Annotated in this window: 11 protein-coding genes and 1 tRNA gene; 1 reads left to right on the top strand and 11 read right to left on the bottom strand. The window is 60.6% G+C overall.

The window, feature by feature from the left end; translation table 11 throughout:
- A partial coding sequence (locus K9L28_05675) for a hypothetical protein (GenBank protein ID MCF7935806.1) occupies positions 1–698 on the bottom strand: 698 nt, incomplete at its 3' end.
- 85 nt (positions 699–783) lie between these two features.
- On the opposite strand from K9L28_05675, the gene K9L28_05670 reads away from it, so the two are divergent.
- Positions 784–860: transfer RNA gene (locus K9L28_05670), tRNA-Arg, on the top strand.
- Positions 861–1,010: 150 nt separating this feature from the next.
- On the opposite strand, the gene K9L28_05665 is transcribed toward K9L28_05670, so the two are convergent.
- From K9L28_05665 to thrS, 10 genes are all read right to left on the bottom strand, one after another.
- Positions 1,011–3,383 carry an endonuclease MutS2 gene (locus K9L28_05665; protein MCF7935805.1) on the bottom strand — a complete coding sequence of 791 codons (2,373 nt, stop codon included), beginning with the start codon at positions 3,381–3,383 and terminating at the stop codon, positions 1,011–1,013.
- 48 nt (positions 3,384–3,431) lie between these two features.
- Positions 3,432–3,971: a CvpA family protein gene (locus tag K9L28_05660; protein MCF7935804.1), complete on the bottom strand. Its 540-nt coding sequence runs from the start codon at positions 3,969–3,971 to the stop codon at positions 3,432–3,434.
- Positions 3,955–4,230, bottom strand: a complete 276-nt coding sequence (locus K9L28_05655) for a hypothetical protein (protein MCF7935803.1) — start codon at positions 4,228–4,230, stop codon at positions 3,955–3,957. The genes K9L28_05660 and K9L28_05655 overlap by 17 nt, the downstream gene beginning before the upstream one ends.
- Positions 4,231–4,250: 20 nt before the next feature.
- On the bottom strand, positions 4,251–4,544 hold the full coding sequence (locus tag K9L28_05650; protein MCF7935802.1) for a hypothetical protein: 294 nt from the start codon (positions 4,542–4,544) through the stop codon (positions 4,251–4,253).
- 28 nt (positions 4,545–4,572) lie between these two features.
- Entirely contained in the window at positions 4,573–6,957 is a 2,385-nt protein-coding gene (gene pheT / locus K9L28_05645; GenBank protein MCF7935801.1) for a phenylalanine--tRNA ligase subunit beta, read from the bottom strand.
- Positions 6,957–8,216 (bottom strand): phenylalanine--tRNA ligase subunit alpha, encoded by a 1,260-nt coding sequence (pheS, locus tag K9L28_05640; GenBank protein MCF7935800.1) that lies wholly within the window; start codon positions 8,214–8,216, stop codon positions 6,957–6,959. Before pheS ends, pheT begins: the two co-directional genes overlap by 1 nt.
- Positions 8,158–8,517, bottom strand: a complete 360-nt coding sequence (gene rplT / locus K9L28_05635) for a 50S ribosomal protein L20 (protein ID MCF7935799.1) — start codon at positions 8,515–8,517, stop codon at positions 8,158–8,160. Before rplT ends, pheS begins: the two co-directional genes overlap by 59 nt.
- A 67-nt stretch (positions 8,518–8,584) precedes the next feature.
- Positions 8,585–8,782 carry a 50S ribosomal protein L35 gene (gene rpmI / locus K9L28_05630; GenBank protein ID MCF7935798.1) on the bottom strand — a complete coding sequence of 66 codons (198 nt, stop codon included), beginning with the start codon at positions 8,780–8,782 and terminating at the stop codon, positions 8,585–8,587.
- A 116-nt stretch (positions 8,783–8,898) separates the two neighbouring features.
- Entirely contained in the window at positions 8,899–9,483 is a 585-nt protein-coding gene (gene infC / locus K9L28_05625) for a translation initiation factor IF-3 (protein MCF7935797.1), read from the bottom strand.
- 187 nt (positions 9,484–9,670) lie between these two features.
- On the bottom strand, positions 9,671–11,569 hold the full coding sequence (thrS, locus tag K9L28_05620) for a threonine--tRNA ligase (GenBank protein ID MCF7935796.1): 1,899 nt from the start codon (positions 11,567–11,569) through the stop codon (positions 9,671–9,673).
- Positions 11,570–11,944 lie beyond the last annotated feature (375 nt).

Genomic DNA, 11,944 nt, shown 5'->3' with positions numbered 1-11,944 from the left:
GGTGTCAGCGGAGCATAGAGGGTACCGAGGGCCGCATAGGCACCCATCCACCCCGCGCAAAAGGCGGCCACGGTCCCTCCCAGGCTCTTGCCCCGCCCGATAGCCGGTGTGCTGAGACGGGATCCGGCAAGCACCGCCCAGGCGTCACCGAGAACCAGGATCACCATGGCCGCCGGTCCCGGATACCGTCCGGGGAAGAGGGCAACGATCCCCAGAGCCGCAAGGAAAAGCGAGGTCCGGGAGAGGCCTCTCCCTTCTTCCTGCTTTGCGATGGCCGCGAATGTGCGGGCCAGCCGATGCCGCAGAGGGGGCACCCTTGTACGGAGGAGGTCAACAGCTACCACCCCTGCCGCGATCCCCGCCATCACCCAGCGTGTTGTCCCTGTCCCCAGAATCGGGTAGACCACCAGCGGAAAGATCAGGGCGCAGTATCGGTAGAGCTTTCTCCGGATGGTGAAGACCTGCAGCGCCTCCGACACATTCCGATGCGCCCGGCGACGTGCCCCAGACGGAAGGAGACCATAGACGAGCAGGCTCGCTCCCGCGATGCAGAGGCCCCATACCAACGGCACGCCGCCTGCCGGCACAAGCCAGAAGGCATAGAGGGGGACAAGCCATTTCCACTGCAGAAGCACCGTTCCGGGAAGCGTGACCGCCCAGGTGGCGCTGAAAACGAGCAAAAGCAACAGTTCGTGCATCGCGTTCCCCCGGTCTCCCTCAAGACGAAGCAGAAAGCTGTTGAAACCTTCCTCCCGCCGTGGTATTATTCCTCTTGCTTGGCGCGTGCCCGTAGCTCAGTTGGATAGAGCGTTGGCCTCCGGAGCCAAAGGTCGTGGGTTCGAATCCCCCCGGGCACGCCAAACTGTTTTCCTTCCCGATCCCAGTTTTCCACAGTTACAGACCATGTCCACGCGAGGTTCTTTGTGTACTACTCCTGCCTCCCCATGTCTCTCGTGGCACCACAGGATACCCTGTCTCCCCTACGAAGGAACAGCAGTGTGCCCATCCTGTCAGCGCCGGAATCGAACAACCGTCACGCCGTACCCGCCCTCCCCGGGACCACCGAGGCGGTATTCGGCAACGTAGGGAATCTGTTTGCAGAGCTTCTGGACCTCCTTGCGGAGGATCCCCTTCCCCCTGCCGTGTATGATCGTTACTGTATCGTACCCGTATCGGTAGGCCTTATCAAGGTACTGTTCCACCAGGGGAATGGACTCCGCGAGATTCATCCCCCGAACGGAAAGCGAGGCGGGGACCTGCTCCGCAGGCCGGGCAACCTGGACATGGACAGGGGCACGCTCCTGTCTTCGGCCCTCCTGTCCGCCTGACTGCTGCTGACGTTCCAGCCGTTTCAGCGGTACCTGGACACGCATGCCGCCAACCAGCACGGTTGCCTCGGCGTTGTTGATACGCTCCACCTCCCCCTCCACCTTGCTCTCTACCAGCCGGACACGGTCACCGACACCGATCGCCTCGCCCCGGCCGGCCGAGGACTTCCTTGTCTTGCGCTGGTCTTCGCGTTGATCAATCTGTTTTTCCACCCGCTTCAGCCCGCCGCTGCCTTCCGACCGGGCCTTCTGCAGTGATCCGGCTCTGCCGGCCTCCTCCATCTCCTTCATCAGCCTGCGGGCACCCTCTTCCGCCTCCCGGACGATCCTTTTGGCACGCCGGTCTGCTCCGGCGATGATCGCCTCCTTCTTCTCCTCCAGACTGTGCACCTTCTGTTCGTAGTTTTCTTTCATCTGCCTGGCTTGGGCCGCCCGCTCTTCCACTTCTCGCTCACGCTCGTTCAGACTGGTCTGTTTTTCCTGCAGCTCCGAGATCAGCTCCTCGATGCTCCCCTCTTCCCCCTCGAGATGCGTGACCGCCTCGTCGAGCAGGTGGGAGGGGAAGCCGAGCTTCCGCGCGATATTCAGGGCGTTGCTCTTTCCCGGTATCCCGATGAGGAGTCGATAGGTGGGCGAGAGGGTATCGGGATTGAATTCCACACTGGCGGTCTCGACATCGGCGGTCACCAGGGAGTACCGCTTGATCGGATTGTGGTGGGTGGTGGCCACACACCGGGTGCCGCGCCGTCTGAGCTCCTCCAGGACGGCAATCCCGATGGCGGCCCCCTCCTGGGGGTCCGTTCCCGCACCCAGTTCATCGAGCAACACCAAGCTGTGCTCCGTGGCATTCTCGAGGATGGAGATCATGGCCGTCATGTGTCCGCTGAAGGTGGAGAGATTCTGTTCGATGCTCTGCTCGTCGCCGATATCGGCTTCCACCCTGTCGAAATCCCCCACCACGGAGCCCTCGGCCGCCGGTACGGGAAGGCCGCACCAGGCGAGAAAGAGGGCTATGCCCAGGGTTTTCAGAGCCACGGTTTTGCCGCCCGTATTGGGACCGGTGATCACCAGTTGGCCAAAGCCGCGACCGACGTGGATATCAATCGGCACCGGTTCGGTCCTGAGTTGCGGATGGACCGCATTGCGGAGATCGATGCGGCTGTGTTCGGTCAACTCCGGGATCGTCCACCTGGACTGCAGGATGCAGTCCACCGCACCGTACAGCCCATCCAGTCTGCCCAGCACACCCTCAGCCCGCCCGATGGCTGCAATGCGTCCGATGAGGCGACGGGTCAGCTTCCCGAGAATGCGCCGCTCTTCCTGCTGTTCCTCCCGCTGCAGCAGCGCCATGGAGTTGTTCAGAGGCACCAGGCTTTTCGGCTCCATGTACACGGAATTCCCCGACCCGGATCGTTCCAGGGCGATGCCGGGGAAGGTGCCTGCGTGTTCCTGCCGGACAAGCACGGCGAACCGCCCGTCCCGAAGGGTCAGCACCCGTTCCTGGAGTTTCTGCTGGATCTCCGGCGAGGAAAGGATGCGCTGCCCTTTGCTCCGCGTGGTCCTCCGCATGGATTCCAGACGGCCCCGGATCTCCGCAAGTCTTGGCGAAGCCGAGTCGTAGAGCCTCCCGTCGTCATCGAGGATACCATGCGCCTGCAGGTCCTCCCCATAGTCGTTGAGAGCCCGCCCCAGTTCCTGAAGGTCGGGGTATTCGTCACGGAGGGCACGGATCCGTTTCCGGAGTTGCTCCGCAACGTGCAGCAGCCGCCGAATCTTCAACAGCTCCTGTCCGGTCAGCAGACCGGTCTCCTGGGCCTCCCCCAGCAGCCGCTCCACCGATTCCAGGCTGTTGTCCCAGGGCAGCTCCCCGTAGTGTTCCCGATAGGCGATATAGCTTCGCAGCAATCGCTGATGGCGCTGGAGGGTTTCGTGTTTCTCCAAAGGCCGGAGCTCAAGAAAGTGCCGCACCCCCAACTGGGTGCGGCAGCGTGCCGTCAGCATCTTCCGAATCGCGTCCAGCTCCAGGGCCTGTTCCGTTCGTTCATTGCATATCATGAGGAACCTCCCTGTCTTCTGTTTTCGAATGGCACGGTGAAGGTCTTCCTATTGGAGAGGCGACTGGACCGCACCGGGGGTCGAAAGGTCGGCCGAATCGGGGATCTCCACCCCCCGCTCCTGGAGGTTCTTCTGGAGGACCGGCCAGATCGCCGCCGCAAGCTCCATCGCCTTGCTTCCCCTCATCCATGTGTTGGGGACAACAGGGCTGAGGAGTATGCCGCCCACATAGACCAGCAACAGCAGAGCCACCACCTTGGCCGCACCGGCGCCGATGCCCAGGATTCTGTCTAGCAGGGAAAGCCGGGTGATCCGCAGGAAGGCCTTCACCCACAACTGGAGCAGTGACGCAAAAAGGGTCACCGCCACAAAGATGACCACCATGGCGAGAATCTGGGCCACGCCGGCGTCGATCCCCGTCAGGTCGACAATCAGGGGCCGGAGATCCGGACCGTAGAGCCAGGCCAGGAGCACACCGCCAACCGTACCGAGCATGGACAGGATCTCACCGGATCCTCCCCGCCAGAACCCTCGAAAGAGCAGGAAGGCGGCAACCAGGGCGGCAACGATATCAACGATCGAGTTCACTCTTTTCATCACCTTCCGGGACCAGGCAGCGTAACGCGTCAGAGGTCTTCTCTATTGTCAGCCCAAGCTTGAGGCAGGTCAACAGCAGGCGCTCCTCCTGGGACACACCTTGGGGTATGGAGGCGGCAACCTGCTGCACGAGTTCGGCAACGCGGTCATAGCTCGCCTCATCGATACTGGTGACGATACGGTAATGCTTTGGACCGATTTGCAACGTCTCGGGCCTGTTATCCGGATCCTGCTTGGGCACCTTCTCCATATACCTCACGTCCGCATGCTCTATGACTGGTTATCGCTATCCCCGGAAAGCGCTTTGAACCGGTTCAGGATCTCCTGCAGCTTCTCCTGGGCCTGCTTGCGCTCCTTTTTCAGCTGCATGGCCTCCCGCTCCTTCTGTTCCACCAGGCGCTGGTGTTCCTTGCGGAGCCGGATGAGTTCGAGGTCCTTGTTCTGCAGCTGCTTCTTGTTTTCCTCAAGCTCCGATTCGAGTTTGTCGCACCGTTGCGCAAAGCCATGCATCCGCTGTTGCACCTTCTCCACGAGCTGTTCCATCGTCTCCAGTCGTTCCAACACTCTGTTCGCCTCCTCCTCGGTATACGGTCTAGCGCAGCTGGTATCCCCTCTGTGCGAGCTCTTCCCGCACATGTTGATGAACAACTTCCACCTCTTCGTCGTTCAAGGTCCGTTCCGGATGCCTGTAGGCGATGGAAAAGGCCAGGCTTTTTGCTCCTTCCGGTATCCCCGCCCCTTCATAGGTGTCGAACAGCTGGATATGACCAGCCCATTCACCGGCCAGTTCGGCGATCATCTCGGCGAGCTCCCGGGCTCCTGCCTTCCGGGGAACCATGATCGCAATATCCCGATAAACAGGAGGATAGCGCAAATCGGAGCCAAAGTGAACCTCGGAACGGCCGGCGAGGTGCTCCAGATCCAGTTCAAAGGCGTAAACCGGCCGATTGATCCCCATCCGGTCCGCCGGCGCGGACTTGACTGTGGCCAGATATCCGATCAGCCGATCACCGATGTAGATATGGGCCGTCTGTCCCGCATGACCAAAGGGCTCCCGGGCCTGCTCAAAGCGGGGCCGCAGCCCGACGGCTTCAAAGAGCGAAAGGACATCGCCCTTGACGGAGAGAAAGTCCTCCTGGCCGTAGAGGGCGAGCTGCGCCCGACCGGGGCTGAGAATACCGCCGATTCGAACCGGCTCGCAGTGACCGTTCCCGGTACGGTGGAAGACATTCCCCGTTTCGAAAAGCCGCAGGGGTCCCCGGATGCCGCTGCGGAGATTCCGCGACAGCGCCTTCAGCAGTCCGGGCAACAGCTGGGTTCTCATGACCGACTGATCCTGGCTGATTGGATTGGCCACAGGAAGCGGGCGGCCCCTGACATCGTCATCAGGGAAACCGAGAGCCTCCACATCCTGGGGGGCCACAAAGCTGTAGGTGACGATCTCCAGATATCCCCTGCCCATGCAGGTCTCCCGCAATCGCCGGGTCACCGATACCATGTCGCCTGTGGTTCCGGGCCTGTACAGCTGCGGTGGTATCCGTGACGGTACCTTGTCGTATCCTTCGACCCGGGCCACCTCCTCCACCAGGTCCTCCTCGATATGCACGTCCAGCCGTGCCGCAGGGACCGTGAAGGTGCGCTTCTCGTCGCTTCGCCCGGTCTCCGCGAACCCGAGGCCGGACAGGATGGCTGCAGCCCTTTCCAGATCGTCCTGCATGAGCATCCGCTGCAGTACGGAGCGTCGGAGGGAAACGGTGCGTTCCGGCTCGGCGGGCTCTCCGCTGACAAGGGGGCGGTAGTCCGTCCTGGCTCCCGCCTGTTCGCGGAACAGCTGGAGGGCCTGGGCCAGGGCGGGCATTGTCTTGGTCCGCGCAACACCGCGGGCAAACCGGAAGGCCGCTTCCGATCCAAGTCCCAGACGTCGGGATGTCCTCCCTACCTTGTCGTAGGCGAAGACCGCCGATTCCAGGGCGATCCGTTTTGTCTCCCCGGTCACCTCGGTGTCTTCCCCGCCCATCACCCCGGCCAGACCGATGGAGGTCCCGCCGCTGGTGATACAGAGATCGCCCTCCTCGAGAAGCCGTTCCTTCCCGTCGAGGGTCACCAGGCGTTCTCCTTCCGCGGCGGAGCGGACCCCGATATCCCCGGCGGGGAGCCTGTCGAGGTCAAAGGCATGGAGAGGCTGCCCCCAGTGCAGCATCACCAGGTTGGTGACGTCGACAACATTGTTGATGGGACGTATCCCGGAACGGGCGAGCCGTATCCGCTGAGGCAGCGGCGACGGGGCGATGGTGATGCCTTCCGCCAGGCCAAGCGTGTAGAGCAGACATCCGCTGTCTTCGATGACGAGTCCGTCGAAGGAGACCGGCCACTCCTCGTCGCCCAGGCCGGGAAGCGGCTGTTCCCTGAGCTCGGCACCGGGGATGATCCCCGCCACCTCCCGGGCCATGCCCTGCATGCTGAGGAGATCGCCTCTGTTGGGCGTGATGGCTACATCCAGAACGGTGTCGTCCAGGTTGAGCCAACTGATGCAGTCTTTCCCCACAGGTGCATTATCAGGCAGCTCCAGGAGGCCGAACTCCGTTTCCGCTTCCGGGATCCCCAGTTCCCCGGCCGAGAGGGCCATCCCCGAGGAGAGCACACCGTCAAACTCCCGTTCCCCGATCACCGTGCCGTCGGCCAGACGACCGCCCGGGAGCGCGAAGGGCACCCGCTGCCCCACAGCCGCGTTGGGGGCGCCGGTCACGCAGCGGAAGACCCCTTCTCCGCCGCAGTCCACATCCGCCACCTTGAGGGCATCACGGGAGGCATGGCTGTCGATGGCCTTGATCTCGCCGATGACGATATCGGACAGATGCTCCCCGGGGCGTTCGACGCCCTCGATCTCACTGCCCGAATCGGTGAGCTTCTCGGTCAGCTCCTCCGTTGCGGCGGGGATATGGACAAGTTCCTTGAGCCACTGTAACGAAACGAGCATCAGTACACCCTCCCATGAGTCAGGTACGAGGCGTCGCCTTCGAAGAGGATGCGGAGATCCTTGAGGCCGTATTTCAGCATGGCGATCCTGTCGAGCCCCATCCCCCAGGCGAAGCCGTTGAATTCGTCGGGATCGATCCCGCCGGAACGGAGCACGTTGGGATGGACCATGCCAAGCCCGGAGATCTCAAGCCAACCGCTTCCCTTGCAGATCCTGCACTGTGGATCGCGGCCCTCACAGGCGACACAGGAGACATCCATCTCCAGCGAGGGTTCGGTGAAGGGGAAATAGCTCGAACGATATCTGACATCCAGCGGGCGGTCGAAGATCTCCTGGGCAAAGGCGTCGAGACAGCCCTTGAGGTCCGCCACCGATACATCACGGTCCACCAGCAGTCCCTCCAGCTGGTGGAACATGGGGGAGTGTGTCGGGTCGCTGTCGCGGCGGAACACCTTCCCCGGACAGATGATGCGCAGGGGAGCGCCGTACTGCTGCATGGACCGGATCTGCACAGGCGAGGTCTGCGTCCGCAGTACCCGACCGTCCTCCATGTAGAAGGTGTCCTGCATGTCCCGGGCCGGATGATGGGGGGGGATATTCAGCGCCTCGAAGTTGTGGAAGTCGTCTTCAAGCTCGGGACCGGTGGCCACGGAGAATCCCAATCCCACGAAGATATCGATGACCTCCTGGGTGACCTGTGCTACGGGATGGAAGGCGCCCCATCCCCTTGTACGGGGAGGGAGGGTGACATCAATCCAGTCCTCTTCCTCACGGCTCTCCCGCTCCCTATGCAGAATCTCCTCCTGCCGGCGGGCAAAACGCTCTTCCATCTCTTCCCGGAGTGCGTTCACGGCCTGGCCGACACTGGGCCGCTCCTCTTTGGGGAGCGAACCCAGGGACCGGAGGATCTGTGTCAGCTCCCCTTTTTTCCCCAGATAGCGGACCCTCACCTCATTCAGCGTCTGGGAGTCCGTCGCCTCTTCCAGGGCCTTTCGGCACTCTTCTCTCAATCTGTCAACCTTGTCGAACACAGCTATCTCCTCCCAACAGGTCGTTCCGGAACCTGGTCCCGCCCACACGGAGAGAACCCTCTGCCTTCCCTGCTTCCTGCAATACAACGAGGGTCCCTGCGATTCTGCAGGAACCCTGTTAGCTCTCTTTTCATCCGGACGGCGCCCTTGTTCTTCACCTGGAAGCGGGTTACTTCTTGAGGGCGTCCCGCGCCGTTTCGACAAGGCGCGTGAACGCCTGTGCGTCATTGACGGCCAGATCGGCGAGCATCTTTCTGTTGATATCCACCTCGGCCTTCTTCAGGCCGTTCATCATATTGCTGTAGGACATGCCGTTAAGGCGGGCCGCTGCGTTGATGCGGGTGATCCAGAGCCGGCGGAAGTCGCGTTTCCTCCGTTTGCGGTCTCTGTAGGCATTGGACATGGACTTGAGGAAGGCCTCCCGGGCACGGCGGTAGACATTCTTCTTTCTTCCCCAGTACCCCTTTGTTACCTGAAATAGCTTCTTACGTTTTCTATTGCTTGCGCTGGCACTTTTTGAGCGCGGCATTCTCTGTCACCTCTTTAGCTTGTAGTAGACTCCGTAGTCTTTTCCTATCTGCCTGCTGCCATTCTCCTTAGAGATGGGGAAGCATCTGCTTGACACGTTTCTCCCTGGTTGATTCCAGATACCCGGTGTTTCGAAGCCTCCGCTGCCGCTTGGCGTTCTTCGTCTGCAGCAGGTGGCGGCGGTTTCCTTTCTGATATCGGATCTTCCCCTTACCCGTTGTGCTGAAGCGCTTCTTTGCCCCTGAGTGTGACTTCATCTTGGGCATAGAATACCTACCTCCCTTAGAATAAACTTCCCGGCAGTCCCCTTCCGCACTCCTCAGTATCGGCAGCAGGAGCGCAGCCTTTTTGCATACAGGCGGCACCACAGGGGTGTGCTCCTTTATTCGTTGTCCGACCCCTTTTCAGCCTCTTGCTGCTGGGCCTCCTTATTCGCGTCCCGCTGCTTCTCGGCAAGCGGTGCAAGCATCATCCGCATATACCGGCCTTCCATCTTGGGCCTGGTCTCCACGGAGGCGAGGTGTTTGCAGTCTTCCGCCACCCGGGCGAGGACATCGCGGCCCCTGTCCTGATAGGCCATCTCCCTCCCCCGGAAAAACACGGACACCTTCACCTTATGTCCGCTGTCCAGAAAGCTCTTGATCGCCTTTGTTTTGAAATTGTAGTCATGCTCATCGATCTTCGGACGCATCTTCATCTCTTTCATCTGCTGGGTCTTCTGCTTTTTCCGTGCGTCCTTCTCTCGTTTCTGCTGTTGGTACTTGTACTTCCCGTAGTCAAGAATCCTGCAGACCGGCGGTTTGGCCTGCGGAGCCACCTCGACAAGGTCAAGGCCCTTTTCCTCGGCCTTCTCCAAGGCTTCCCTGGTGGGGATTACCCCCAGCTTGTTTCCTTCGTCGTCGATGAGCAATATTTCCGGTATGCGGATTGCCTCATTCACACGGGGTTCAGACGTCTTTTTAGCTATAGCCGTTCACCTCCTGATAAAAATACGGGGCTGATCGTCAGACGACCAGCCCCATGTAGACAACGCTTTCTTCCGGATCACGTTTTCTCCTTGGGACCAGCAAGCCTTCGCCGACTGGCGGGAGCAATCTCCTCTTTGTGCAACGCAAGCCAGTATATCATAGGGAATCCGCCCAAACAAGCGGGGCCTATCCTGCCAAGGGGTTGAACTCGCCGCCAAAGAGCGCTTGCAGCTCCGGAACCGTCATGGAGCCGAGATCGCCTTTGTTCTTTTCACGCACCGATACCTGGCCGCTTTCCCGTTCCCGGTCACCGAGAACGAGCATGTAGGGCACCTTGTTGACCTCGGCGTCGCGGATACGCTTCCCCAGCTTTTCGTCTCGCCTGTCACATTCCACACGAATGCCCCACCCCTTGAGCCGGGAATAGACCTCGTCGGCATAGCTGTGGTGATCCCCGGCAACAGGCAGGACACGGACCTGCACCGGCGCCAGCCAGAATGGAAACGCCCCGGCGTAGTGCTCGATCAGGATACCCAGAAAACGTTCCAGACTCCCGTAGACCGTCCGGTGCAGCATTATCGGTCTGTGCTCCCCGCCGTCCTCGCCGATATAGGTAAGGTCGAACTTCTCGGGCATCTGGAAATCCACCTGTATGGTGCCGCACTGCCAGGTCCTTCCGATGCAATCCTGAAGGTGGTAGTCGATCTTCGGACCGTAGAAGGCGCCGTCGCCGGGATTGACCTTGTAGGGGACCTGTTCCTCCTCCAGGGATTCCTGGAGCGCCTGTTCCGCCTCTTCCCAGAGTGACGGATCGCCCATGGCTTTTTCGGGTTTGGTGGAGAGCTCCACATGGTAGGTAAACCCGAAGACATCATTGTAGAAATAGTGATCCAGAGCCATGATCCCCTTGATTTCATCCTTGAGCTGTTGAGGGGTGACATAGAGATGGGCGTCGTCCTGGGTAAAGCTCCGTACACGCATCAGACCGTGGAGCACGCCGGATCGCTCGTGGCGGTGCACGGTGCCCAGTTCGGCCACCCGCATGGGGAGCTCCCTGTAGCTGTGCAACCCGGCCTTGTACACCATAATACCACCAGGGCAATTCATGGGTTTGATGGCGTAGTCCTGCTCGTCGATCTGGGTGAAGTACATGTTTTCGCGGTAGTGGTCCCAGTGGCCGGACTGGATCCAGAGATCCTTGTCAAGCATCAGCGGGGTGCGGATCTCGTCGTAGCCGCGTTTGACATGTTCTCTGCGCCAGAAATCCACCAGCGTATTGATAATCGTCATGCCCTTGGGGTGGAAGAAGGGGAACCCCGGTCCTTCAGGATGGAAGCTGAACAGGTCCAGCTCCTTCCCAAGCTTCTGGTGCGCCCGGCGTTTCGCCTCCTCCAGCCTGTTGAGATAGGCCTTCAGCGACTTCTTGTCGGGGAAGGCCGTGCCGTAGATCCGGGTCAGCATCGGGTTGTTTTCGTCGCCACGCCAGTAGGCGCCGGCCAGCGAAAGCAACGCGAAATGCTGAAGCACCCCGGTATTCTCCACATGGGGTCCCCGGCAGAGATCGATGAACCCGCCCTGCTGGTAGCAGGAGATCTCTTCATCCGGAAGCTCCTCGATAAGCTCCACCTTGTAGTGCTGCCCCTGTTGCCGGAACAGGGCGATGGCTTCCTCTCTCGGCAATACCCGTCGCTCCACGGGGAGTGCTTCACGGGCGATGGAGCGCATCTCCTCCTCGATCCGAGGGAGATCGTCCTCCCTGAGACCCTCGGGGATGTCGATGTCGTAGTAGAACCCCTCCTTGATGGCAGGTCCGATGCCCAGACTTGCCCCCGGGAAAAGCCGCAACACAGCCTGTGCCATAAGGTGGGACGTGGAATGCCGGAGGATCTCCAGCCCCTCTTCGCTATCGGCGGGTACAGGTTCGATCTCTGCATCCCGGTCCACCTTTTCGGCGAGACTGTGGAGATGCCCGTCTACCCTTGCCGCCACAGCATTCTTATGGGCTTTCAACTGTTTCAGGATCTCCTTCGCGGAAGCCGGGTCCGTATCGATGGCTGACCCGTCGGGTCCGACAATGTGTAGCATGCAATCGCCTCCTCAATCGTTCTGCCTGCAAAACAGCGTGTTCCGATCCTATAAATTGTCCTGCATTGTATCATGCGATCGGATGATGTCTGTGCCGTCCTTCTTCCGCCTGCTCTCCAGGAGCATACCACCGGCTCATATGACAGCATAGGCCAGTTCCGTGACCATCCTGGAGAGCAGGGGTCTTTGAAAGATTTTTAGATATCATAGCACGTTTCGGCTTGCCCTATCAGCCGGAATCCTCATCCGCTTTCCCCTGTTGCCCTAAATAGAATCTTCCCATAAACTATACCTGGAGCGTTCGCCTCTGGTGGAAATACACTGGGATTCCCTGCCTGCAACGGGTTCCTGCTGATGAGAGCAAATCCCGGGAGA

This window comes from Synergistales bacterium, assembly GCA_021736445.1.
Taxonomy (GTDB): Bacteria; Synergistota; Synergistia; order Synergistales; family Aminiphilaceae; genus JAIPGA01.
The sequence above is the reverse complement of the archived record's forward strand: the minus strand, read 5'-3'. Positions and strand labels throughout refer to the sequence as shown.